Source organism: Streptomyces sp. Da 82-17, from assembly GCF_046098215.1.
GTDB lineage: Bacteria > Actinomycetota > Actinomycetes > Streptomycetales > Streptomycetaceae > Streptomyces.
In genome coordinates this window covers 203122-226967 of sequence record NZ_JBJURH010000009.1, presented here as the reverse complement: position 1 = coordinate 226967, position 23846 = coordinate 203122, and the positions used below count along the sequence as shown (strand labels likewise).

The window sequence follows — 23846 nt, the reverse complement described above, 5'->3', positions numbered from 1 at the left end:
GGGCAGGATGGCCCCCTGTGACGACAAAGGACCGCCTGAAGACCAAGGACCGTGTGAAGACCAAGGACCGCATCGCCCGGATCGCCCTCCCCCTCGCCCTGCTGATCGCCGGCACCGTCTGGAGCACGCTGCAGATCTCCGACTCGGTGACCGAGACGACGGTCGGCAAGGCCCCGCAGCAGGCCCAGGACAGCCGCGTCCGCCCGCTGAAGAAGGACGAGATCCTGCCCGCGGACCAGTGGCCGAACGCCTGCGTTCTCGTGACCGAGGAGGACATCCGGGCGATCCTGCCGGACGCCGAGGAGATCGAGGCGGAACCACCGAGTCAGGTGTACGCGCCCTCCGTCAAGGAGTTCGCCGCCGACCCCTCGTGGAAGGAGAGCAACAGGGCCGAGTACGGCCGGTGCGACTACGGCATGAAGCTGCCGGGCGAGCGGTACGCGGCCACCCGCGTCTGGGTCCGCGTCGACGCCGTCGCCGATCCCGCGCTGATCGCCGGGTACTACGAGGAAGTCACCCTGAGCGGCGACGACAAGCTCTTCGGTGCGGATGCCTGCGCCAACTCCGGCGGAATCGAGGAGAGTTGGACCTGCCGTAAGGGCCCGTTGATGTTCACGGTCGGCGGGCAGACCACCGCCACCTTCGAGGGGCGGTTCGACGCGGCGCCCTGGGTGTGGCGTGACGACGTGGCCCCCGAGTTCGTGCGGGCCGTGACGGCGAAGGTTCACTGAGCCCGGCGACCCCGGTCCTCCAGCGGCCCCCTCCCCTACAGCAGCCCCTTCCCCTTCAAGTACGTCTCCGCCACGTCCTCCGGGAGGCGGCGCCAGCTGTCGACCTGTTGGTTGAGGGAGGCCAAGTCCCCTGTCGTGAGGACCGAGTTGAGTTTGCCGAGGGCCTTCGCCACGCGGGGGCCGCCTGCTCGGGTGCGGTTGACGACGGGGACGATGTGGTCGGCGTTCTGCAGCTTCTTGTCGTCCGCGAGGAGGACCAGGCCGAACTCGTCGAGGGTCGCGTCCGTGGTGGTCGTCAGGACCAGCTGGTCCTGACCGTTCTGCACGGCCTGCTTGGCCTGGGTCGTGCCGACGCCCTTGGGGTCGACGGCGGTGACCCTGATGCCGTACGTCTTCTCCAACCCCGGCTTGCAGTACGGCCGTTGGACGCACTCGTCGCCCGCGGCCAGGCGGACGGGCAGCCGGGCGCGGCCGAGGTCGCTGAGGGTCTTCAGCCGGTGCTTGCGGGCGTACGCGGCGGTGACGGCGAACGCGTTCTGGTCGACGGCCCGGCCCGCGTCGAGGACGGTGAGGCCGCGGGGCCGGGCCAGGGCGCGCAGTGCGGTCATCGTGGCGTTCAGGTCGGGCGAGCCGACGGGCCGTGCGTCGGGCCCGTTGGCCTTGGCGTTCAGCCAGTCCGCGAAGGTCGCCGCGTACTCGGGCACGACGTCGATCTGGCCGCTCTCCAGGGCCGGTTCGTACAGCTCGCGGTTGGCGACGGAGAGGATCCGGGTGCTGTAGCCCTGCTCGCGCAGCAGCAGCGCGTACATGTGGGCGAGCAGGTCGCTCTCGGTGAAGCCGGCCGACCCGATGGTGAGGCTGCGGCTGTCGCCGGGCGGCGCGGTGACCTCGCCCTGCTCCTCCAGGGACGGTCCGGTGCCGCATCCCGCGACGACGGCGAGCAGGGCGGCAAGCGTGCAGGCCTGTCGCGTACGGCCCGTACGGGCAGTTCTCATGCCGTGGCCCTCCCGCGCGCGAGGCCCGGCGTCAGGCGTTCCGCCGCCTCGAAGCAGCCCTCGACGAGCAGCGCGAACACGGCGACGAGCACCGCGCCCGCCACCACCTGCGGTGTGGACGCCAGGTTGAAGCCCGCCGTGATGATCCGGCCGAGCCCGCCGCCCCCGGCGAGCGCGGCGATCGTGGCGGTGGCGACGAGCTGCACGGCCGCGATCCGCACCCCGTTGACGATCATCGGCAGCGCGAGCGGCACCTCGACCCGCCACAGCAGCTGCCGCCCGGTCATGCCCATCCCCCGCGCGGCCTGCACGACGCTGCGGTCGACGCCGCGCATCCCGACGTACGCGTTGGTGAGCAGCGGCGGTACGGCGAACAGGACGAGGGCGACGACGGTCGGGCCCTCGCCGTACCGGCCGAGCGGGGTGAGCAGGAGGAGGACGAGGACGGCGAAGGTGGGCACGGCGCGGCCGATGTTGGAGAGGTTCACGGCGAGCGCGCCGCCCTTGCCGAGGTGGCCGAGGACGAGGGCGACGGGCAGGGCGATGAGACAGCTGACGGCGAGGCAGACGACGGTGAGGAGGAGGTGTTCGGTGAGGCGGTGCCAGATGCCGTCGGCGCCGGACCAGTGGTCGGCGTCGGTGAGCCAGTGCCAGGCGTCGGTGAGGGTGTTCATGCGCGCTGCCAGGGGGTGAGGAGCCGTCCGGCGGCGAGGAGCAGCAGGTCGGCGGCGACGGCGATGACGACGCACAGCACGGACGCGGTGAGGACCTGCGCCTTGAAGTAGGTGTTCATGCCGGTGTAGATGAGGTTGCCGAGTCCGCCGTGGCCGACGATCGCGCCGATCGTGACGAGGGAGACCGCCGACACGGTGGCGATCCGCAGTCCGGCGAGCGCGGCGGGCAGCGCGAGCGGCAGTTCGACGGCGAGCAGCAGCCGTACGGGCCCGTATCCCATGCCCTTGGCGGCCTGCCGGGTCTCCTCGGGGACGGCGCGGAGCCCGGCCAGGAGGTTCCGCACGAGGAGGGTCAGGGAGTACAGGACGAGCCCGGCGACGACCAGCGAGGCGGAGAGCCCGTACAGCGGCAGGAGCAGCGAGAACATCGCCAGGGACGGGATCGTGTAGAGGACCGTGGTGAGCGCGAGGACCGGGCCCGCGGCGGGGCGGAAGCGGCGGGCGAGCAGGGCGAGCGGCACGGCGAGGAGCACGGCGATCGTGATGGACAGGGCGGTCAGCTCCAGGTGCTGCAGGACCGCGTCCGCGAGGATGTGGCTGCGGGTGCGCAGGTAGTCGCCGCACACCCACTCGTTGCGCGCGAGGCAGTCGTCCGGAGGCGTGGGCACTTGTCCATTGCAGCGTGCGGGCGGGGGTGGGGCGCGTCGTGGTGACCCGTACGGGGTCCGCGCCCGGAGGGGCGCGGGGAACTGCGCGACCGGCCACGACGGCGGGAAAGCCGAAAAGACGGGAGCCGGGGTCCGGGGCGGAGCCCCGAAGCTGCCGCAGGCTTTCGGGAAGGGGCGGGGAGGGGATCAGCCGTGCAACCGCGCCACCGCTCCCGTCTCCAGGGCCACCCACAGCGCGCCGTCCGGGCCGACCGTGATGCCGTGCGGTTCGGACGACGGGGAGGCCAGGTCGTACCCGGTGATCTCCGGAGCCTCGCCGGGGCGGGCGGTGATGCGGCCGACGCGGTTGCCGCCCCACTCGGTGAACCAGCAGTCGCCCCGGCCGGCCGCGACGATCGCGTGCGGCTTGGCGGCCGGGTCGGGGAGGGGGAACTCCTCGACCGTGCCGTCGAGGGAGATCCGGCCGACCGCGTTCGCCATGATCTCGACGAACCAGAGCGCCTCGCCGTCGCTCGTGATGCCGACGGGGCCCGCGCCCTGCGTCGGCAGCGGGTGGACGGTGACGTCGCCGTCGACGGTGATGCGGCCGATGGCGTCGGCCTGGTTGAGCGTGAACCACAGGGCGCCGTCCGGGCCCTGGACGAGCGCCGAGGGGAAGCCGCCCTCGACCGGCAGCTCGAACTCGGTGACCCCGCCGTCGACGGTCACACGGCCGATCCGGTCGGCGCTCAGCGCGGTGTACCAGACCGTGTCCTCGGGGCCGGGCGCGATCCCGTACGGCCCGGCCTCGGGCGTCGGCACCGGGAAGGAGGTCTGCTCGCCGTCGGTGGTGACGCGGCCGATGCGGTGGTCGCCGTTGCGGGTGAACCACAGGGCGCCGTCCGGGCCGGGGACGATCACGGTGGGTCGGCAGTCCGGGGCGTCGAGGGGGAACTCCTCCACGGCGCCGTCGGTCGCGAGCCGGGCGATGCGGCCGCTGTGCACGAGCGTCACCCACAGGGCGCCGTCGGCTCCCGCGGCGATGCCGTACGGGCCGTCCTGGGCGCCTGCGACGGTGAACTCCCGTAAGACAGAGGCGTGTTGGTGTGACATGGAGGAGGGCTCCTTCAGCGGTCGGTCGTCGTCAGGTAGGCGATCACCATGTCAGAGAGCATCGTGCGGTAGTGCTCCCGGGTGTCGTCCGCCGTCAGGTCGCGGCCGAACAGGGCGTGGAACGTGTGCCGGTTGGCGACCCGGAAGAAGCAGAACGAGCTGATCATCGCGTGCAGGTCGACGGCGTCCACGTCCGCCGTGAACACGCCCTGGGCGCGGCCCTCGTCGAGGATGCGGGAAATCACCTCGATCGCGGGCGAGTTGAGGGCGCCGAGGCTGGGCGCGGCCTCGATGTGCTCGGCCTCGTGGATGTTCTCGATGCTGACGAGGCGGATGAAGTCGGGGTGCGCCTCATGGTGGTCGAAGGTCAGCTCGGCGAGCCTGCGGATCGCGGCGACCGGCTCCAGCCCTTCCACGTCCAGCTGCTGTTCCTGCCGCCGGATGACCGCGTACGCCCGCTCCAGGACCGCGGTGAACAGCTTCTCCTTGCTGCCGAAGTAGTAGTAGATCATCCGCTTGGTGGTCTTGATGCGGGCGGCGATCTCGTCGACCCGGGCGCCGGTGAAGCCGAGCCGGGCGAACTCCTCCGTGGCCACGTCCAGGATCTCCGCCTGGGTGCGCGCCTTGTCGCGGGTGCGCCGGCCGGTCTCGGGCGCGGGTCCCTTCGACGGTGCGGTCGGCGGGGGTACGGCGGGCATGCGGCTCCTCGCGATGCGGCTGTCCGGGCCCGGTCAGCGTGCGGCTGTCCGGGCCGGTCAGTCTATCGCCGGGGCGTGTGGCGGCCCGGGGCCTGCCCGTTCGACGGCGGTCAGGGGCGGTCAGGGGCGGCCCCGGTGCGCGTACTGGGCGGCGAGCCTGATGCCCGCGTTCGGGGCGCCGTAGCCCTGGTGGGTGCCGGTGCGCTGGACCAGTTCGAAGAAGACCCGGCCGACGGCGGCGGTGTAGCAGTGCAGGAACTCGCCGTGCTCGTCGCGGTCGTAGAGGACGCCGGACTCCCGTAGCGCGTCGAGGAGTTGGGGGTCGAGGTCGTGGCGGGCGGCGAGGTCGTCGTAGTAGTTGGCGGGGATGGGCAGCAGGGCGGCGCCGCGGGCGCGGGCGGTGCGGGCGGCGGCGATGACGTCGTCGGTGGCGAGGGCGATGTGCTGCAGCATCTGGTCGTCGGCGCCGGGCCCGGGCGCGACGTTGAGGGCGAGCCGTACACCCCCGTCGGGCCCGGCGACGGCCCGGCTGCGGAACAGGCCGTACGGGTCGGCCAGGTCGAGGCTCTCGTGCACGGTGAGGCCGAGCACGCCGCGGTGGAACAGGACCGCCTCGTCGAACTGGTGCCAGGGCTGGGTGAGCGCCACGTGGTCGATGCGCTCCACGTGCCCGGGTCGTCGCGCCGCGGCCGGGACGGGCTCGAAGTCGCCGGTCCAGCTGGGGTGGTCGGGCCGGCCGGTGCGGCAGAAGAACAGCTCGGTGCCGTCGGGGGCGGCGACCGCGTCGAGGGGCGCGTCGCCGGGTGCGCGGCGGCGGGGCACGACGGGCGCGTGCAGGGCCTCGGCGCGGCGTGCGGCCTGCGCCGGGTCGGGGGTCTCCAGGCCTACGGCGGCCAGGGCGGGCCCCGAACGCCGGGACCCCGCGCCGGAGTTGAGCAGAATCCGGGCCTCGCCCTGCTCCCACAGCTCGACCGGCTTGGAGCCGTGCCGGCCGGTGCGGGCGAAGCCGAGCGCGTCGAGCAGGGCCCGTACGGGTTCGGTGTCGGGCGTGGCCAGTTCGGCGAAGGCGAAGCCGGTGGGCAGGGACGGTGCGGGCGGCGCGGCCAGGCCCGCGGACTCCTCCAGGACGAGCAGGGAGCGGAGCGCGTCGACGGCGGTCGGGGCGGCCTCGGCCTGCCGGAACACGTCGTTGAACACTTCGAGGGAGAGCGGCCCGTCGTACCCGGCCCGCACGGCCGCGGACACCACGGAGGCGACGTCAAGACCTCCCTGGCCGGGGAAGCAGCGGTGGTGGCGGCTCCACTGCAGGACGTCCATGGCGAGCTCGGGGGCGTCGGCGAGCTGGAGGAAGAAGATCTTCTCGCCGGGGATGGCGGCGATGCCGGACACGTCGCTGCCGCGCGACAGGATGTGGAAGCTGTCCAGACAGGTGCCGAGCGCGGGATGCCCGGCCTGCTCGACGATCCGCCAGGCGTGGTCGTACGTGTCGACGTGCCGCCCCCAGGCCAGCGCCTCGTACGCGATGCGGATGCCGTGCTCGTGGGCGCGGGCGGCGAGGCGGTGCAGCTGTTCGGCGGCGAGCGCGTCGTCGTCGAGGGCGCGCGGGTCGACGCTGGAGCAGACGAGCAGCAGGTCGGCGCCGAGCCGCCGCATCACGTCGAACTTCCGCTCGGCGCGCCGCAGGTTGCGTACGAAGACGTCCTCGGGGACGGCCTCGATGTCGCGCATCGGCTGGTAGAGGTCGATGGCCAGGCCGAGGTCGGCGCAGCGGGCGCGGATCTCCTCGGGGCGCAGCGGCGTGCCGAGCAGGTCGTTCTCGAAGATCTCCACACCGTCGAACCCGGCGGCGGCGATCGCGGTGAGCTTCTCGGAGAGCGGCCCGCTGAGCGACACGGTGGCGATGGACTTACGGGCGCCGAGCCGTCCGGCGGGGGCGGGGCGCGGGTCAGCCACGGCGGCCTCCGAGTGCGGGGGTCTCGGCGAGCTCGGCGAAGTCGGCGAGCATGGCGTCGGTGTGCGGTTCGAGGCCGGTGAAGAGGCGGAAGGCGTCGGCGGCCTGGAAGACGGCCATGCCGCCGCCGTCGAGGGTGCGGCAGCCCAACCGGTCGGCGGTGTCGAGAAGTTGGGTGCGCAGCGGCCGGTAGACGACCTCGGCGACCCAGAGCGCGGGCCGGAGCAGTTCGGCGGGGAGCGGCAGTCCGGGGTGGGCGGCCATGCCGGTGGGAGTGGCGTGCACGAGTCCGTCGGCGGTGGTGACGTCGGCGGGCGTGCCGGGGGCGGCGCGGCCGGCGCCGAAGCGGGCGGTGAGCGCGTCGGCGAGGGCGGCGGCGCGGGCCGGGTCGGTGTCGCAGAGGGTGAGCCGGTCGACGCCGAGGTTGAGCAGCGCGTGCGCGACGGCCGCCCCGGCCCCGCCCGCGCCGAGCTGGACGACGTGGCCGGTGGGTGCGTCGGGCAGGCCGCGCGCGAAGGCCTTGGCGAAGCCGGTGACGTCGGTGTTGTGTCCGACGGCGCGCCCGTCCCGCAGGACGACGGTGTTGACGGCGCCCAACTCGGCTGCTTCCGGGGCGAGTTCGTCGAGGTGCTCGAGGACGAGCTGCTTGCAGGGGTGGGTGATGTTCAGCCCGTCGAAGCCGAGCTGCCGGGCGGCCCGCAGCAGCTCCCCCACCTGCTCGGGCGGGGTGCCGAGCAGGTCGAGGTCGAGCGTGCGGTAGAGCAACGGCACACCGTGCCGGACCGCTTCCCGCTCGTGCAGGGCGGGGCTGAGCGAGGGCCCGATGCCGGCGCCGATGAGACCGGTGAGGTAGGAGGACGGGGACACGGGGTGGGGCCTTTCTGGTGGGGGCTTCCGGCGAATTCCAGGAGGATGCAGCCCTCCGCCTGAGGGGAGCGGGGCAAATCCAGCCCCTCCGGCCGAGGGGAGCGGGGCGAATTTCAGCCCCTCCGGCGTTTGAGGAGCGGGGGTCTGGGGGCGGAGCCCCCAGTTTCGGGAAGGGGCGGGACTGGGGAAAGAAGAACGCGGCGAGCGAGCCCTCAGACCGCAGCCGACTCCGCCTTGCCAACCCCGGCGGGCGCCAACTCCCCCGGTCGAACGCCGAGTTCGGCAGTGGGCACCCGGTACGTCTCACGCCCGGTGGCGACCGCCACCGCACACACCGCGCACACGGCGGCGGAGAACACCGCGACCCCGACCCAGTCGGCCCCGTCCCCGCCCGCGATCCGCTCGGCGATGGTCACGGCGAACCCGGCGACGGCGAAGCCGATCTGCGTGCCGACGGCCATGCCGGAGAGCCGGACGCGGGCCGGGAACATCTCCCCGTAGAACGAGGGCCAGATCCCGTTGGCGGCGCTGTAGACGACGCCGAAGAACAGCACGCCGACGGCGAAGACCAGCGGGTAGCTGCCGGTGGAGATCGCCCACAGGTAGACGAAGATCAGCCCGCCGCAGCCGAGGGCGCCGATCAGGAAGACGGGCTTGCGGCCGATCCGGTCGGAGAGCCGGGCCCACAGCGGGATGGCGAGCAGGGCGGCGGCGTTGGCGCAGCCGTTGACCCAGAGCATGCCGGTCTTGTCGAGTCCGACGGCGTCGCTGGTGGCGTACGCGAGGGCCCAGACGGAGAAGATCGTGCTGACGGTGGCGATGAGGGCCGCGCAGATGACGCGCAGGACGCTCGCCCAGTGGTTCACGAGGAGCTCGGCGAGCGGCATCTTCGCGACGGCCGCGTTGGCGCTGGCCTGCTGGAAGACGGGGGTCTCGTCGAGGGTGCGGCGGATGACGTATCCGGCGACGGCGACGACCGCGCTGAGCAGGAACGGGATGCGCCAGCCCCAGGAGTAGAGCTGCTCGTCGGGCAGGGCCGCGACCGGGATGAACACGAGGGTGGCGAGGATCTGCCCGGCCTGGGTGCCGTTGAGGGTGAAGCTGGTGTAGTAGCCGCGGCGGTGTTCCGGGGCGTGTTCCAGAGTCATGGCGTTGGCGCTGGCCTGCTCGCCGGCCGCGGAGAGGCCCTGCAGGACGCGCATCACGACGAGCAGGGTGGGGGCGAGGGTCCCGGCCTGGGCGTACGTGGGGAGGCAGCCGATCAGGAACGTGGACAGGCCCATGAGGACCAGGGTCCAGACCATGATCGTGCGCCGGCCGACGCGGTCGCCGATGTGGCCGAGGAAGAGGGCGCCGACGGGGCGGGCGGCGTAGGCGACGCCGAAGGTCGCGAGGGAGATCAGGGTGGCGGTGGCCGGGTCGTCCGGGTTGAAGAAGACCTTCGGGAAGACGAGGGCGGCGGCGCTTCCGTAGATGAAGAAGTCGTAGTACTCCAGGGCGCTGCCGATCCACGCGGCGAAGGCGGCTTTGCGGGGCTTGCCCGTCGTCGGGGCGTTCGGCACCTGGGCGGCTTCCGGGTGGGGCACGGGGGGCTCCTCGGGGGGAGATACAGGATATCGGGCGGCTCGCTGCGGGGGCTGCGCCCGAGGGGAAGTGCGACCGCACCCTGACACGTGCAGTTAACGCACTAGATAGTTAATTAACGTGGCTGTGATGCTGCCCGGCCCTCCGGGCGGTGTCAATACATCGGCGTGGACAGATCCGCGTGGACGGTCCGGGCGGATCCGAGCCGATCCGAGCGGATCCGGGACACCGGCTGACGGGGAGGGCCGGGCTCGGCTCAGTGAGCCCCGGTGCCGTCGTCCTCCTCCGCCAGCACGCGCTGTGCGACGGCGAGGGCGGAGTTGGCTGCGGGCACGCCCAGGTACACGCCGCACTGCAGCAGCACCGCGCCGATCTCCTCGGGGGTGAGCCCGTTGCGTACAGCGGCGCGTACGTGCATGGCGAGTTCCTCGAAGTGGCCGTGCGCGACGAGGGCGGTGAGCGTGACGAGGCTCCGTTCGCGCCTGCTCAGGGTGGGGTCGGTCCAGATCTCGCCCCAGGCGTAGCGGGAGATGAAGTCCTGGAACCCGGCGGTGAGCGGGGTGGTGCGTGCCTGGGCCCGGTCGACGTGGGCGTCGCCGAGGACCGCGCGCCGGACCCTCATGCCGGGACCGGGCCCGGGCGCGGTGAAGTGCTCGCGCAGGGCGGCCAGTACGGCGGCGGGCCGTTCGGCGGGCGCGAGGTGCGAGGTCCGCGCGAGTTCGGTGAGGGCCGCGCCGGGCACCGCGTCGGCGATCTCGCGGGCGTGCGCGGGCGGTGTGGCCGGGTCGTCGCGGCCGGCGAGGACGAGTGTGGGCGCGGTGATCGACGGCAGGTCGGGGCGCAGGTCGAGGCGGGCGAGCGCGTCGCAGCACGCGGCGTACGCCTGCGGGTCGGTGCGCCGCAGGTCGTCGACGAGGGCACGCCCCCGCGCCCCCTCCTCCCCCTCCAGGAACCCGGGCGTGAACCACCGCCCCGGCGCCCCGTCGGCGACGGCTCCGGTGCCGGACTCCCGTACGAGGGCGGCGCGTTCGCGCCACGGCTCGGGCGGGCCGAAGTGGGCGGACGAGCAGACCACGGCGAGCCGGTCGACCCGTTCGGGGTGGTGGGCGGCCAGCCAGAGGCCGACGGCGCCGCCGAGGGAGACGCCCGCGTAGTGGAACCGTTCGAGGCCGAGCGCGTCCGCCAACTCGATCACGAGCAGGCCGAGTCGGTCGACCGTCGCCTCGGGCCGGATGAGCTCGGCGGGCGAGTTCCCGTGACCCGGGAGGTCCCACTGGACGGTACGGAACGCCGAGCTGAGCTCGGGCGCCACGGCGTCCCACAGCGCGGTGGACGTCCCGAGCGACGGCCCGAGGAGCACTGCGGGCGCGGTGGGTGCTCCGGCGGTGCGGTGGTGCAGGGTGCTGTTCATGGGCGACTCATTCGTGGGGCACGGAGGAACTGGGTGGACTCGGGGCGTGGCTCAACGACGTCGGAGCGCACGGTCGGTGAGGGCTGCGGCGGCCCCCGTGTAGCGGGTCGGGTCGGTGAGGGCGGGAAGGTCGAGCGCGGCGATCGTCGCCTCGTCGAGGCCCTCGGCCCGCAACAGCTCGGGCCAACTCGCCTCCCCCGCAAGGCCGTCGGCCGCCGCCTCGGACAGGAGCTGCTTGGCGCGCGCCCGGCCGAGCGGGACCGCGAGCGCGGCAGCCAGGCGTTCGGAGACGATCAGGCCGTCGGTGAGGTCGAGGTGGGCCCGCATCCGGTCCGGGAACACCCGCAGCCCGGCGGCGAGTTCGGCCGCGTCACGGGCGGCCCCGCCGACCGTGCGCAGCAGGTCCCGCAGCGGCTCCCACTCGGCGTGCCAGGCCCCGGCGGGCCGTTCGTCCTCCGCCGCGACACTGCCGTACAGCGTGGCCGCGAGGCCGGGGGCACGGCGGGCCGCGGCGGCGATGAGCGTGGCACGCACGGGATTGGCCTTGTGCGGCATGGCCGACGACCCTCCACCGCCGCCCTCGGCGACCTCCCCGATCTCGGTACGGGAGAGCACGAGCACGTCCCCGGCGAACTTACCGAGCGCACCGGCCGCGAACGCCAGCACACCGGCGAGGTCGGCGACCGGGGTACGAAGGGTGTGCCACGGCAACTCGGGGGCGGCAAGCGCGAGTTGGCAGGCGTAGGCGGAGGGCAGCCGAAGGACGGGGGTCCCGCCGGGCAGGGGGGAACGGGGCTCGCCGCCCGGTCGGCCGGAACCGGGCTCACCGCTCGGCGCGGCCGACTCCGGCCCCTCCCCCGAGGAAACGCCCGCACCGCCAAGACTTGCCCCACCGCCCGGACCGGCCATCCCCTGACTCTCGGCCGGCGCAACGCGCTCTCGGCCGCCGAGGCTCGGCCCACCGAAACCCGACTCCCCACCCGACGCGGCGGCACCCGGCGCAACGCACCCCACCCCCGGGACGCCACCCGGCCCACCGGAACTCAGGGTCGAATCCGGCCCCGCCCCCGACGGGACACCCCCCGGACCGCCCGAACTCAGCTCGTCGCCCGGACTACCAAGGCTCAGCCCGCCACCCGTTCCGCCGGGACCCGGCTCGTCGCCCGGCCCGGCGGAATCCGAGGGGGCGCTCGGCCCGGCGGGAGGCGATCCGGCCCCGGAACCGACAGCGCCCGACTCCTCCCCCACTCCCCCGGGCCCCGGGACGCCGCCCGAAACGGCAGGGCCCGGCCCCTCCGCCGGCCCGGGAAAAGCTCCGAATGCGGCCAACGTCCCGGCCGCGCCGCCGAGTTGGGCGGGCAGTGCGTCCCGTACCGCAGTGAGCCGGTCGCGGGCGTCGAGGATCAGCGCGCGCCAGCCTGCCGCCTTCAGGCCGAACGTCGTGGGGACGGCGTGTTGGGTGAGGGTGCGGCCCGGCATCGGCGTGTCCCGGTGGGCGGCGGCGAGACGGGCCAACTCCGTTGCTGCGTGGTCGAGTTCGGGCAGGATCAGGTCGATCGCGCGGGACGCGACCAGCATCGCGGCCGTGTCCAGGATGTCCTGGCTCGTGGCGCCCCGGTGCACGTACTCCCGGGCGTCCTCGGGCACGGTGGCCGTGAGGTCGGCGACCAGCGGGATCACCGGGTTGCCGCCCGCGCGGGCCCGCACGGCGAGGGCGCGTACGTCGAACCGCTCGGCGCGCGCGGCGTCCGTCACCGCGTCGGCCGCCCTCCCCGGGGCGAGGCCCAGCTCGGCCTGTGCGCGGGTGAGGGCGGCCTCCGCGTCGAGCATGGCCTGCAGGAACTGCCGGTCACCGGTGGCGAGTTCGGTGGGCGCGGCGGCCCGTCCGGGGGCGAGCAGCCCCAGATCCAGCCCGTCAGCGGCGTCTTGCTCGTACGTCACGTGAACTCCAGGAACACGGTCTCGTCCGGCCCTTGCAGGCGCACGTCGAAGCGGTACGTGGCGTGCGGCTCGGCGGTCGCGAGCAGAGTGGCTCGGCGTTCGGGCGGGAGGGAGCCGAGCAACGGGTCGGACAGTGGGGCGCCCTCGACGGAAGGGGCCTCGTCCGGCACGTACACGCGGGTGAACAGGTGGTGGGTGAGGCCGCGCGCGAAGACGCAGACGCTCAGGTACGGGGCGTGCGGGCCGCGGGCGCCGGGGCGCAGGGTGCGGATCGCCCAGTGGCCGTCGGCGTCGGTGGCGACGCGCGCGAAGCCCGTGAAGTCGACGCCGTTGCGGCCGAGGAAGCCGCCGGTGACCGGGTCGCGCCGCAACGAGCCGCCGACAGACGGGAGTTGACCGGAACCGTCCGGGCCCCAGAACTCCAGGAGCGCGTCCGGTACGGGTGCGCCCGCACCGTCGAGGACCCGGCCGTGCACGGTGATCGTGTCGGGGTGGGCGTGCGGGGCGGCGTCGGGGCCGCCGGGGAAGGGCAGGGCGTAGCCGTAGAACGGGCCGACGGTGTGCGACGGGGTGGGCAGGGCCGGGGTGCTCATGTCAGCGTCCCTCCTCGATCCAGGTGGCGGCGGGGCCGTCGAGCACGATGTCCCAGCGGTAGCCGAGGGACCACTCGGGCCGGGACAGGTCGTGGTCGTAGGCGGCGACGAGCCGGTTGCGGGCGGCCTCGTCGGTCACGGACTGCAGGATGGGGTCGTAGCGGAAGAGCGGGTCGCCCGGGAAGTACATCTGGGTGACGAGACGCTGCGTGAAGGCGGTGCCGAACAGCGAGAAGTGGATGTGCGCGGGCCGCCAGGCGTTGGTGTGGTTGCGCCACGGGTAGGCGCCGGGCTTGATGGTGGTGAAGCGGTACGAGCCGTCGTCGCCGGTCAGCACCCGCCCCACACCGGTGAAGTTGGGGTCGAGCGGCGCGGGGTGCTGGTCGCGCTGGTGGGCGTAGCGGCCGGAGGCGTTGGCCTGCCACAGCTCGATCAACTGGCCGCGCACAGGCCGCCCTTGACGGTCCGACAGGCGCCCGGTGACGGTGATGCGTTCGCCGAGCGGTTCGCCCTGGTGCTGCCGGGTGAGGTCGCTGTCGAGTTCAGTGACGTCGGTCTCGCCGAAGGCCGGCGAGGACAGTTCGACGGCCTCCGGGTCGAGCCGGGTGTCGATGGCGACCGGCGGCTGCGCGGGGTGGCGCAGGACGCTGGAGCGGTACGGGGCGTAGTCGCGCCGCGGATGGTGGCTCGGCGCGGCGCCCCCGGCGAGGCTCTTCTCGTACGCCTCGCGCTCGCGGGCGATCTGCCGGTCGATGTCGGCCTGCGTCAACTCCCGTGCGGGGACGGCCTGTTCGGGAACCTGCGTCCCGGCGCTCCGGGTGGTCTCGGTGGACATGGACGTCAACTCCTAGCGTTCGAGTACGAGGGCGAGGCCCTGGCCGACACCGATGCAGAGGGTGGCGACACCCACGCCCGAGCCCTTGCGGGCGAGCTGGTGGGCGACGGTCCCGGCGAGCCGGGCCCCGGAGGCGCCGAGCGGGTGGCCGAGGGCGATGGCGCCGCCCTGCGGGTTGAGGACCGCCTCGTCGAACTCGGGCCACTCGGCGAGGCAGCCGAGGACCTGCGCGGCGAAGGCCTCGTTGAGCTCCAGGGTCGACAGGTCGGTGAAGCTCTTTCCCGCCTTGTCGAGCGCGCGGTGGACGGCCTCGACGGGGGCGAGCCCGAAGTAGTGCGGCTCCAGGGCGGACACGCCGGTCGCCGAGATCCGCGCCAGCGGCGTACGACCGGTCGCGCGCAGCCCCTCCTCGTCGGTGAGCAGCAGCGCGGCGGCGCCGTCGTTGAGCGGGGAGGCGTTGCCGGCGGTGACGGTGCCGGAGTCGGGCCGGAAGGACGGCTTGAGGCGGGCGAGAGCGTCGAGGGAGGTGTCGGCGCGCAGCGACTCGTCCCGCTCGAACGGCACCGGGTCCCCCTTGCGGGCGGGCACCGGCACGGGCACGACCTCGTCGGCGAACAGCCCCGACTCCCATGCCTGGGCGGCGCGTTGGTGGCTGCGCAGGGCGTACGCGTCCTGCTGCTCGCGGGTGATCTTGTGCTTGTCGGCGATGAGTTCGGCGGACTCACCGAGCGGCACGGTCCACTCGGGCGCCATCCGCGGGTTGACCATGCGCCAGCCGAGAGTCGTCGAGTACAGCTCGGCGTGCCCGGCGGGAAAGGCCCGCTCGCTCTTGGGCAGCACGTACGGGGCGCGGCTCATCGACTCGACGCCGCCCGCGAGGACCACCGACGCGTCCCCGACGGCGACGGCGCGGGCCGCCTGGACCACCGCTTCGAGCCCGGAGGCGCAGAGCCGGTTGACGGTGGCGCCGGGCACCGAGGTGGGCAGGCCGGCGAGCAGCGCGGCCATGCGGGCGACGTTGCGGTTCTCCTCACCGGCGCCGTTGGCGTTGCCGAAGTACACGTCGCCGATCCGCGCAGGGTCCAACTCCGGTGTACGGGCGAGGAGTTCACGGATGACGTGGGCGGCGAGGTCGTCGGGACGGACCCCGGCGAGGCCGCCGCCGTACTTGCCGACGGGGGTGCGGACGGCGTCGACGACGTAGACGTCCTTGTACGCGTTCTTGCGTGTGTTGGCGTTGGTCATCGGGCGGCGGCCTCCTCGGGGACGTGCACCGGGGCGGCGGTGCGGGCGACGATCTCGGCGGCGGTGACGCCGGGCGCGGTCTCGACCAGGGCGAGGCCGTCCGGCGTGACGTCGAGGACGCCGAGATCGGTGACGATCCGGTCGACGCAGGCCTTGCCGGTGAGCGGCAGGCTGCACTCCTCCACCAGCTTCGGCGAGCCGTCCTTCGCGGTGTGGGTCATGGTGACGATCACCCGGCGGGCCCCGTGCACCAGGTCCATGGCGCCGCCGATGCCGGTGACGAGCTTGCCGGGCACGGCCCAGTTGGCGAGGTCGCCGCGCGCCGACACCTGCATGGCGCCGAGCACGGCCACGTCGATGTGGCCGCCGCGGATCATCCCGAAGGACAGCGCCGAGTCGAAGAACGACGCCCCGGGAAGGACGGTGACGGTCTCCTTGCCGGCGTTGACGAGATCCGGGTCGACCTCGTCCTCGTACGGGTACGGGCCGGTGCCGAGGATGCCGTTCTCCGACTCCAGGACGACCTCGACGCCGGGCGGCAGGTGGCCCGGGATCAGGGTGGGCAGGCCGATGCCGAGGTTGACGTACTCGCCGTCGCGGAGTTCGCGGGCGGCGCGGGCCGCCATCTCGTCCCTGGTCCAGCTCATCGGGTCCGCACCGTCCTCTGCTCGATCCGCTTGTCGGCCGCCTGCTCGGCGGTCAGCTGCACCACACGCTGCACGAAGATCCCGGGCACGTGCACCTGGTCGGGGTCGATGTCCCCGGGCTCGACCAGTTCCTCGACCTCGGCGACGGTGACGCGTCCGGCCATAGCGGCGAGCGGGTTGAAGTTCCGGGCGGACTTGGCGAACACCAGGTTGCCGTGCCGGTCGCCCTTCGCGGCCCGTACGAGGGCGAAGTCGGTGCGGATGCCGCGCTCCAGGACGTAACTGACGCCGTCGAACTCCCGGACCTCCTTCGGCGGCGAGGCCAGCGCGACGCCGCCTTCCCCGTCGTACCGCAAGGGCAGGCCGCCCTCGGCCACCTGGGTGCCGACCCCGGCCGGGGTGTAGAAGGCGGGGATGCCCGCGCCCCCGGCGCGCAGCCGCTCGGCGAGCGTGCCCTGCGGGATCAGCTCGACCTCCAGCTCACCGGCGAGGTACTGCCGCGCGAACTCCTTGTTGGCGCCGATGTACGAGCCGGTCACGCGGGCGATCCGGCCGGCCGCGAGCAGCACGGCGAGGCCGGAGTCCATGGCTCCGCAGTTGTTCGACACGACCGAGAGGCCGCCGACGCCGCGCGCGTGCACGGCCTCGATCAGCGCGTTCGGCACGCCGCTGAGGCCGAACCCGCCGACCGCGAGCGACGCCCCGTCCCGGACGTCGGCCACCGCGTCGGCGGCCGTGGCCACCACCTTGTCCATCGTCACGCTCCTGCCCTCTTCAGCTCACCCGAAAATGCTCAGTGCACTGACTATCTACCTACGAGTCGGAAGCGTGGCATCATGTCTGGCCTGGGTCAAGACCCTCAGTACAAGGAGCATTCCGGGGACGAGGAGTCCCGACGAGGAGTCCGAAGGAAGGACGCACGTGCCCGCGCTCGACCTCAGCACGCACCCCGGCCATCTGGCCCGCCGACTGCAGCAGGCACACACCCTGCTGTGGCACACGGTCGTCTCGGAGGACGTCACGTCGCCGCAGTTCGCGGTCCTGAACGCGCTGGTCGAGGAGGCCGGCCTGGACCAGCGGACGGTGGGCGAACGCGTGCGGCTCGACCGGTCCACGGTCGCCGAGGTGATCCGCCGCCTGGTCGACCGCGGCCTGCTCGACAAGGTCCGCGACCCGAAGGACGGCCGCCGCTCGGTCCTCCACGCGACGGACGAGGGCCACCGGGTCCACCGCCGCCTCGCGCCCCGGACGACCCGCATGAACCAGCTCTTCCTGGCTCCGCTGAACGCGGAGGAGCAGGAGACGTTCCTCGGACTGCTGCAACGCGTGGCGGACGCGGCGGAGGGACTGCGGGGCTAGGGCCTGCGGGGCTAGGGCCTGCGGGGCTAGGGCCTGCGGGGCCAGGGCCTGCCGTTCAGACCTCGACCCGCCGCACGGAGGGGCGGGACACCTCGCGGCACGCGTCCCGCCCGGCACCCGCGAGGGTCACTCCGGCTGAGTCGCGATCTGGATCAGGTTCCCGCACGTGTCGTCGAACACCGCCGTCGTCACCGGCCCCATCTCCACCGGCTCCTGCGTGAAGTGCACGCCGAGCCCGGTGAGGCGCTCGTACTCCGCCTGTACGTCCGGCACGGCGAACTGGGCGATCGGGATGCCGTCGGCGACGAGCGCGTCACGGTACGGCTTGACGGCCGGGTGACCGGCGGGCTCCAGGAGGAGTTCCGTGCCCTCGGGCTCCTCGGGCGAGACGACGGTCAGCCAGCGGTCCTGGGCGCCCACCGGGACGTCGTACTTCTTCACGAAGCCGAGGGTCTCGGTGTAGAAGCGCTCGGCCTTGCTCTGGTCGTCGACGAAGACGCTGGTCAGATGGATCTTCATGGGGTGCTCTCTTCCGGTCCTGAAGGGGCGGGCGTCCCGGACACGGGCCAGCGCTCGGTGATCTGCCGCAGCGGCCCGGTGTTCAGGTCGTGGTACTTGTAGCGGCCCTCCCGCCTGCTCTCGACGAGCCCCGCGGCCTCCAGCACGGCGAGGTGCTGGGAGACCGCCTGGCGCGAGAGGCCGAGCTGGTGCTTCATGCTCAGCCGCCCGCAGATCTCGAACAGTGTCTGCCCTGAGCGCTCGGCGAGCTCGTCGAGGATCGTGCGGCGGGTGGGGTCGGCCAAGGCTTTGAAAAGGTCATCGGCCATGCATCCACCATAGGCAAGTAGCCACTTGCCTATCAACCCGACCGCGAACACGACCCGAGCCCACCCCCCTTGACCTCCCTCTCGCTGCGCAAGGTACTGTGCATTGCATGGAACCAGGCAAGGCGAGCAACCGCCCCGCCGAGAAGACCACCGGCAAGCCCCCCGGAAAGGCCCCCGGCAAAGCCGAGAGCCAGCTCCGCAAGGGCGTGCTGGAGTACTGCGTGCTCGCCCTCATGCAGGACGGGCCGCGGTACGGCGTGGAGTTGCTGCGCGAGTTGGAGCAGTCCGGGGCGCTGGCGACCAGTCAGGGCACCGTCTATCCGCTGCTCTCCCGGCTGCGCAGGGACGAACTCGTCGAGACGAGCTGGCGCGAGTCCACGTCGGGCCCGCCCCGGCGCTACTACGAGCTGACGGACGCGGGGCGTGCCGCGCTCGCCGAGTTCGCGCGGATCTGGCCGGGGTTCCGGGACGCAGTGGACCACTTTCTCGTACCGCCGCAGGGGCGGTCCGAGTCATCCGGAGGGGAACGATGAAGGCCGCAGAGAACGCAGGGAATACCGAGATCGACGCGTACCTCGCGGCCGTGCGGCGGGAGGCCTCGGCGCTTCCGCCCGAGCGCGGTCAGGAGCTGCTGGCGGACCTCGCCGAGCACATCGAGGTGGCGCTCGCGGAGCGTCCGGACGCGCTCGACGAGGTGCTGCGCGAGCTGGGCGACCCGCGCACCATCGCGGCCACCGCGCTCGCCGAGTCCGGAGTCGGGGCCGGCGCCGGAGCGGGAGCCGGGCCCGGAGCCGGAAACCCCGTCGCGCCGCCCGCCAAGCAGGGCTTCCGGGACAAGGTTCCGGCGCTGCTGCCGGTGCTGCTGATCGCGCTGTCCCTGCCCCTCGGCTTCGCGGTGCTGCCGCTCGGCACGATCGGCCGCCTCGCCGGGCTCGTGCTCCTCTGGGTCGCGACCTGCTGGAGGATCCGGGACAAGGCGATCGCCACGTTCCTCGCGTTCGTGACGACCCTGGGCATCAACGTCGCCGTCTACTACATCGACCCGCCGAACCCCACGGTCGTGGACGTCATCAGCGCCGTGCAGATCGTCCTCGCCCTGCTCGCCGCCGGGTGGCTGTGGGCGACCCGCCGCCGCTGAACCACGCAGGCCCCTCACCCGGGCGGGTCGTACGGGCCGCTCACAGCACGGCGATGCCCAACGGCCGCTCCCCCGCCGTGAGTCGGGACGTCTTGCCGCTCTCCACGTCCACGACGGTGATGCCGTGCCAGTAGCCGTCGCGGGTGAAGCCGCCGCTGACGTAGGCGGTACGGCCGTCCGGGGAGACGGCGACGTCCTCGTGCGGGCCGCCGAGCGGGATCACCCGTTCCTCGCCGTCCGCGGTGCGGATGGTGAGGGACGGGTCCTCGTCGGACGAGCCGATGGGGCCGGTGCCGACGACGAACAGGGTGCCGTCCTCGGTGATCGTCGCGCCGTGCTGGTGCGTGTTCGCCGTCATCCGCTCGACCCGGGAGTCCCCGGTGCGCGGGTCGACCACGACCAGCTTCTCGCCCTCGAAGGGGAACAGCAGCTTCCCGTCGGAGGGCCGTACGACCGCGTAGTGCGGCTTCAGCCAGGAGCCGAGGCCGCCCTCGGTGCCGTACGGGGCGACCTCGATGCGGCGCGGCTCGCCCTCGCCGTCGGCGGGGACCACGGTCACGTCGAAGGAGTCGTGGTCCGTCGCGTACACCTCTCGGCCGTCGCGCGAGACGTCCACGTCGAAGGGGCGGCGGCCGACCGGGGCCGTGTCGGTGACCTCGCGGCTGCGGGTGTCGACGGTCTCCAACACCCCGTTCCCGCCGGGCACGTTGACGCCCACGTACACGTGCTCGCCGTCCGGCGCGAGCGCGATGCCCATGCCTCCGCCGCGGTACTCGCCCGTCGCCGCGGGCCCGGAGTCCGTCTCGTACGGGATGAGCGCCTGGCGTTCGCGCGTGCGGGTGTCGACGACGGCGACGCCCTCCGCGGTCGCCACCCAGGCCCGGCCGTCCTCGCCGACGACGAGCCCGTACGGGGCCGTGCCGACCTCGACGCTGTCGATCGGGCCCTTGTCCGGGTCGACGAACGTGACCGTGTCGGAGCCGAAGTCGGCCACGAGGAGGGTGCCTTCGGGGGTACGCCCGTCCGGCTCGGCGCCCGGTGCGACCTTCGCGGGCTCGTCGCCCTCGCCCGGCCCGGCGGCCTGCGTGCTGCTGCAGCCGGCGAGCAGGGCGACGGCGGCGGCCGCCACGACCAGCCCGGTACGGCGGGCGCGCCGGGCGCGGTGCGTCGTACGGCCGATCCGGCGGCTCATCGGACGGCTCGCAGGAGGCCGGCGATGCGGTCGAAGCCGCGGCGTTCGGCGTGTTCCAGGGCGGTGACGCCGTCGCCGTCGGGGAGGCCGGGCGTGGCGCCCGCGGTGACGAGCAGCTCCACGATCTCCTGGTGGTCCCGGCCGCCGTCGCCGAGGATCACCGCCTCCAACAGGGCGGTCCAGCCCAGGTAGTTGACGTGGTCGACGTCGATGTCGGTCTCGCGCAGCAGGGCCCGTACGTAGTCGACGTGGCCGCGTTCCGCCGCGGGGATCAGCGCGATGCCGCCGAAGCGGTTGCGCAGGGTGAGGTCGGCGCCCGCGGCGAGCAGGACCCGCATCATGTCGACGCTGCCGGTGACACCGGTGACCAGCCAGGGGCTGTCGTCGCGGGCGTCCTGCGCGTTCGGGTCGGCGCCGGCGGCGACGAGTACGCGGGCGACGGGCACGTGGTCGGCGCTCGCGGCGAGGAGCAGGGCGGTGCGGCCCTGCGCGTCGCGGGCCTCCGGGTTCGCGCCGGCGGTGAGGGCGGCGCGGACGCCTTCGGTGTCGCCCTGTGCTGCGGCGTGCAGCAGGGCCCGGTCCTGCTCGTTGGTTCTGGTCACGGTCACCCACGCTCCTCGGTCCTGTCCTCGGGTTCCATCGTGCGGGGGTGGCGGTGGGGTGCCGGTCGACGTACCGGCTGGGGGATGTCATCCGATCGGTCGATGGGCGGGGCCCTTCCTACCCTGTAAGCAGCTTCTTCCTCCCCGGTGAGCGGCATCGCCCTGCGGGCTCGCGTCCTCAATCGCCGGACAGGCTCCACATCGGCCCCCACCCCGCCCCTTCCCGAAAGACTGCCGTCGGCACGGGGGCCAGCCCCTGGACCCCGCTCCTCAAACGCCGGAGGGGCTGTTTTCAGGGGCGCGGGGAACTGCGCGACCAGCCACGACGGCGCAGCAGACGAACGAACAGCGCCGCAGGCTTTCGGGAAGGGGCGGGGAGGGGATTCCACAGGACGCCGGCCACCACGGCGCCGCAGGGGCGAGCACCACCCGGAACGCACCCCTCACCGCCAGTCCGGCGCCCCCGGGACCAACGGCAGCACGCCCTCGATCCGGGCACGGATCTCCCGCATCACCATCACGATGCGCTCCTCGTGCTCCGGCGTCAGCCGACTCACCGGCACCGAGCAGCTGATCGCATCCGTCGCCGGTTCCGCGTACCGCAGCGCGAACCCGAAGCCCGCGATCCCCGGGACGGTCTCCTCGCGCTCCGCCGACCAGCCGCGCTCGCGGATGCCCGCCAGGTCGGCGAGGAGGGCGGCACGGGTGACGGGCGTGTTCTCCGTGTACGCGGTGAACGGCTCGGCGGGCAGCGGGAGTTCGGCGTCCGGCCGCTCGGCGAGCAGCGCCTTGCCGAGCGCGCAGGCGTGCGCGGGGATGCGGCGTCCGACGCGGCTCAGGGTGCGCGGGTATTCGTGCGACTCGCGGGTGGCGAGGTACACCACGTCCTGCCCGTCGAGCCGCGCCAGGTGGATGGTCTCGCCGAGCGCGTCGGACGCCTCGTCGAGGAACGGCCTGATCGTACGGACGTGCTTGTCGCTGTCGAGGTAGCTGGTGCCGGTGAGCAGGGCGCGGATGCCGATGCCGTAGAGGGAGCCGGTGCTGTCGGTGCGGACCCAGCCGCAGTCGGCGAGGGTGCGCAGGAGTTCGTACATGCTGCTGCGCGGCACGTCGAGTTCCGCGGCGAGTTCGTCGAGGCGGGAGGGCTCCTCGCCGCGGGAGGCGAGGAGTTCGAGGAGGGCCACGGTGCGCGCCGCGGACTTCACTCCGCGCGGCCCTCTGCCCCGCTCACCGCCGACCGGCCCGGATGACCTACTGCTTTGCGCCATGGCGTCGATCGTAATTCGTGGCCGCACACCCATTGACCGGCTCGGATTCACGCACCTAACCTCCGTTCGCATACGTGGACGTCATCCGGATATCCGGATGGGAGGTGAACGGGCCTCCCCCGGCCGAGGGTTCGAAGGAGAACTGAAGGTGCCTCTGCTCGTCGTCGGCATCAGCGTGCTGGTCCTGTTGCTGCTCATGACCAGGCTCAAACTCAACGGCTTCGCCGCCCTGTTGCTGGTGGCGGTCGGTGTCGCCCTGGTGCAGGGCATACCCGTGGCCGAGATATCGGAGGTGCTCGCGGAGGGCATCGGCGGCCAGATCGGCGACACCATGCTGACCATCGGCCTGGGCGCCATGGTCGGCCGCGTGATGGGCGACTCCGGCGCCGCCCAGCGCATCGCCGACCGGCTGCTTTCCGCGTTCGGGCCGCGCTGGGTGCAGGTCGCGATGGTGGTCGCGGCGATGCTGATCGGCGTGACGATGTTCTACGAGGTGGCCTTCGTCATCATCGTCCCGGTCGCGTTCACCCTGGTCCGGGTGACCGGCGCCAACCTGCTCTGGGTCGGCCTGCCGATGTCCATCGCCCTGTCGACGATGCACAGCTTCCTGCCGCCGCACCCCGGCCCCACCGCCGTCGCCGCCACGTTCGAGGCGTCCGCCGGACTCACCCTGTTCTACGGCCTGTTCATCGCCGTGCCGGCCGGCGCGCTGATCGCCCTGGTGTGGCCGCGGCTGCCGTTCGTCCGCCGGATGAACCCGGAGCTGCCGAAGGGCCTGGTCAGCGAGCGGGTCTTCGAGGACGACGAGATGCCCGGCATGGGCTGGTCGCTGTTCGTCGCGCTGTTCCCGGTCGTGCTGATCGCGGGCGCCGCCGTCGCCGACATGGTGTGGGCGGGCAGCGAGAGCCCGGTCCTGCACACCGCCGAGTTCATCGGCTCGGCGCCGATCGCGCTGCTGCTCACCCTGCTGCTCGCGATGTGGGCGTTCGGGCCGCGCATCGGCCGCAGCCTCGGCGAGGTCGCCGGCTCCTGCACGTCCGCGGCGTCCGCGATGGCCATGATTCTGCTGGTCATCGGCGCGGGCGGGGCGTTCAAGCAGGTCCTGATCGACGGCGGGATCTCCGACTACATCAAGGACGTCACCGACGGCTGGTCCATCTCGCCGCTGCTGCTCGCCTGGCTGATCGCCGCCATCCTGCGGATCGCCCTCGGCTCCGCGACGGTCGCCGTCGTCACCGCGTCCGGTGTGGTGCTGCCGCTGCTCGCGGGCAGCGGCGCGCACCCCGAGATGATGGTCCTCGCCGTCTCCTGCGGCTCGATCGCCTTCTCCCATGTGAACGACCCGGGTTTCTGGATGTTCAAGGAGTACTTCAACCTCTCCGTGATCGACGCCATCAAGGCCCGTACGACGTACACGACGACCCTCGCGGTCCTCGGGCTCGGCGGCGTCCTCGCGATGGAGGGCGTGCTCGACGCCCTCAGCCTGTGACGCCTGACTCCCCCTCAACCTCCCTCGTACGCACGGGAC

25 protein-coding genes are annotated in these 23846 nt (G+C 73.1%); 5 read left to right on the top strand and 20 right to left on the bottom strand.

Annotated elements, in window-relative coordinates:
• Positions 1-17: 17 nt before the first annotated feature.
• Complete coding sequence (locus ACIDOF_RS18185) at positions 18-731, top strand: hypothetical protein (RefSeq protein ID WP_409006944.1); 714 nt, start codon at positions 18-20, stop codon at positions 729-731.
• Positions 732-766: 35 nt separating this feature from the next.
• Here ACIDOF_RS18185 and ACIDOF_RS18180 read toward each other — a convergent pair whose 3' ends face one another.
• The 15 genes from ACIDOF_RS18180 to ACIDOF_RS18110 all read right to left on the bottom strand — a co-directional run bounded on the left by ACIDOF_RS18180 (position 767) and on the right by ACIDOF_RS18110 (position 16687).
• Positions 767-1726: an ABC transporter substrate-binding protein gene (locus ACIDOF_RS18180; protein ID WP_409006943.1), complete on the bottom strand. Its 960-nt coding sequence runs from the start codon at positions 1724-1726 to the stop codon at positions 767-769.
• A complete protein-coding gene (locus ACIDOF_RS18175) occupies positions 1723-2400 on the bottom strand; it encodes an ABC transporter permease (protein ID WP_409006942.1) in 678 nt (225 codons plus the stop codon). The genes ACIDOF_RS18180 and ACIDOF_RS18175 overlap by 4 nt, the downstream gene beginning before the upstream one ends.
• Positions 2397-3068: an ABC transporter permease gene (locus ACIDOF_RS18170; RefSeq protein WP_409006941.1), complete on the bottom strand. Its 672-nt coding sequence runs from the start codon at positions 3066-3068 to the stop codon at positions 2397-2399. Before ACIDOF_RS18170 ends, ACIDOF_RS18175 begins: the two co-directional genes overlap by 4 nt.
• Before the next feature lie 186 nt (positions 3069-3254).
• Positions 3255-4160, bottom strand: a complete 906-nt coding sequence (locus ACIDOF_RS18165; RefSeq protein WP_409006940.1) for a virginiamycin B lyase — start codon at positions 4158-4160, stop codon at positions 3255-3257.
• 14 nt (positions 4161-4174) lie between these two features.
• Positions 4175-4858 carry a TetR family transcriptional regulator gene (locus ACIDOF_RS18160; protein ID WP_409006939.1) on the bottom strand — a complete coding sequence of 228 codons (684 nt, stop codon included), beginning with the start codon at positions 4856-4858 and terminating at the stop codon, positions 4175-4177.
• Between the two features lie 120 nt (positions 4859-4978).
• Positions 4979-6811 (bottom strand): bifunctional sugar phosphate isomerase/epimerase/4-hydroxyphenylpyruvate dioxygenase family protein, encoded by a 1833-nt coding sequence (locus ACIDOF_RS18155; RefSeq protein WP_409006938.1) that lies wholly within the window; start codon positions 6809-6811, stop codon positions 4979-4981.
• A complete protein-coding gene (locus ACIDOF_RS18150) occupies positions 6804-7676 on the bottom strand; it encodes a shikimate dehydrogenase (RefSeq protein ID WP_409006937.1) in 873 nt (290 codons plus the stop codon). Before ACIDOF_RS18150 ends, ACIDOF_RS18155 begins: the two co-directional genes overlap by 8 nt.
• Before the next feature lie 212 nt (positions 7677-7888).
• Positions 7889-9262, bottom strand: coding sequence for an MFS transporter (locus ACIDOF_RS18145; RefSeq protein ID WP_409006936.1), 1374 nt, complete (start codon positions 9260-9262; stop codon positions 7889-7891).
• 254 nt (positions 9263-9516) lie between these two features.
• Positions 9517-10671, bottom strand: coding sequence for a 3-oxoadipate enol-lactonase (gene pcaD, locus ACIDOF_RS18140; protein ID WP_409006935.1), 1155 nt, complete (start codon positions 10669-10671; stop codon positions 9517-9519).
• Between the two features lie 51 nt (positions 10672-10722).
• Complete coding sequence (locus tag ACIDOF_RS18135) at positions 10723-12612, bottom strand: lyase family protein (RefSeq protein ID WP_409006934.1); 1890 nt, start codon at positions 12610-12612, stop codon at positions 10723-10725.
• Positions 12609-13205 (bottom strand): protocatechuate 3,4-dioxygenase subunit alpha, encoded by a 597-nt coding sequence (pcaG, locus tag ACIDOF_RS18130; protein WP_409006933.1) that lies wholly within the window; start codon positions 13203-13205, stop codon positions 12609-12611. Before pcaG ends, ACIDOF_RS18135 begins: the two co-directional genes overlap by 4 nt.
• A 1-nt stretch (position 13206) precedes the next feature.
• The gene (gene pcaH / locus ACIDOF_RS18125) at positions 13207-14040 is read right to left on the bottom strand and encodes a protocatechuate 3,4-dioxygenase subunit beta (RefSeq protein WP_409006932.1); all 834 of its coding nucleotides are present in this window, start codon (positions 14038-14040) and stop codon (positions 13207-13209) included.
• Between the two features lie 12 nt (positions 14041-14052).
• On the bottom strand, positions 14053-15285 hold the full coding sequence (locus ACIDOF_RS18120; protein WP_409006931.1) for a thiolase family protein: 1233 nt from the start codon (positions 15283-15285) through the stop codon (positions 14053-14055).
• Complete coding sequence (locus ACIDOF_RS18115) at positions 15282-15932, bottom strand: CoA transferase subunit B (RefSeq protein ID WP_409006930.1); 651 nt, start codon at positions 15930-15932, stop codon at positions 15282-15284. The genes ACIDOF_RS18120 and ACIDOF_RS18115 overlap by 4 nt, the downstream gene beginning before the upstream one ends.
• Positions 15929-16687, bottom strand: coding sequence for a CoA transferase subunit A (locus tag ACIDOF_RS18110; protein WP_409006929.1), 759 nt, complete (start codon positions 16685-16687; stop codon positions 15929-15931). Before ACIDOF_RS18110 ends, ACIDOF_RS18115 begins: the two co-directional genes overlap by 4 nt.
• A gap of 166 nt (positions 16688-16853) precedes the next feature.
• Between ACIDOF_RS18110 and ACIDOF_RS18105 the strand changes: the two genes are divergently transcribed.
• Positions 16854-17291 carry a MarR family winged helix-turn-helix transcriptional regulator gene (locus ACIDOF_RS18105; protein ID WP_409006928.1) on the top strand — a complete coding sequence of 146 codons (438 nt, stop codon included), beginning with the start codon at positions 16854-16856 and terminating at the stop codon, positions 17289-17291.
• Between the two features lie 126 nt (positions 17292-17417).
• Here the strand turns inward: ACIDOF_RS18105 and ACIDOF_RS18100 are convergent, their stop codons facing one another.
• Entirely contained in the window at positions 17418-17810 is a 393-nt protein-coding gene (locus ACIDOF_RS18100; RefSeq protein WP_409006927.1) for a VOC family protein, read from the bottom strand.
• Complete coding sequence (locus ACIDOF_RS18095) at positions 17807-18118, bottom strand: ArsR/SmtB family transcription factor (protein ID WP_409006926.1); 312 nt, start codon at positions 18116-18118, stop codon at positions 17807-17809. Before ACIDOF_RS18095 ends, ACIDOF_RS18100 begins: the two co-directional genes overlap by 4 nt.
• Positions 18119-18225: 107 nt before the next feature.
• Here ACIDOF_RS18095 and ACIDOF_RS18090 point away from each other — a divergent pair, with 107 nt between their 5' ends.
• Together ACIDOF_RS18090 and ACIDOF_RS18085 are read left to right on the top strand one after the other, a co-directional pair.
• The gene (locus tag ACIDOF_RS18090) at positions 18226-18651 is read left to right on the top strand and encodes a PadR family transcriptional regulator (protein ID WP_409006925.1); all 426 of its coding nucleotides are present in this window, start codon (positions 18226-18228) and stop codon (positions 18649-18651) included.
• Positions 18648-19256 (top strand): HAAS signaling domain-containing protein, encoded by a 609-nt coding sequence (locus ACIDOF_RS18085; protein ID WP_409006924.1) that lies wholly within the window; start codon positions 18648-18650, stop codon positions 19254-19256. Before ACIDOF_RS18090 ends, ACIDOF_RS18085 begins: the two co-directional genes overlap by 4 nt.
• Before the next feature lie 40 nt (positions 19257-19296).
• Here ACIDOF_RS18085 and ACIDOF_RS18080 read toward each other — a convergent pair whose 3' ends face one another.
• From ACIDOF_RS18080 to ACIDOF_RS18070, 3 genes are all read right to left on the bottom strand, one after another.
• Positions 19297-20448 carry a YncE family protein gene (locus ACIDOF_RS18080; RefSeq protein ID WP_409006923.1) on the bottom strand — a complete coding sequence of 384 codons (1152 nt, stop codon included), beginning with the start codon at positions 20446-20448 and terminating at the stop codon, positions 19297-19299.
• On the bottom strand, positions 20445-21056 hold the full coding sequence (locus tag ACIDOF_RS18075) for an ankyrin repeat domain-containing protein (RefSeq protein WP_409006922.1): 612 nt from the start codon (positions 21054-21056) through the stop codon (positions 20445-20447). Before ACIDOF_RS18075 ends, ACIDOF_RS18080 begins: the two co-directional genes overlap by 4 nt.
• A gap of 437 nt (positions 21057-21493) precedes the next feature.
• Positions 21494-22318 (bottom strand): IclR family transcriptional regulator, encoded by an 825-nt coding sequence (locus tag ACIDOF_RS18070; protein ID WP_409006921.1) that lies wholly within the window; start codon positions 22316-22318, stop codon positions 21494-21496.
• Positions 22319-22415: 97 nt separating this feature from the next.
• On the opposite strand from ACIDOF_RS18070, the gene ACIDOF_RS18065 reads away from it, so the two are divergent.
• On the top strand, positions 22416-23807 hold the full coding sequence (locus ACIDOF_RS18065; RefSeq protein ID WP_409006920.1) for a gluconate:H+ symporter: 1392 nt from the start codon (positions 22416-22418) through the stop codon (positions 23805-23807).
• Positions 23808-23846: the final 39 nt, after the last annotated feature.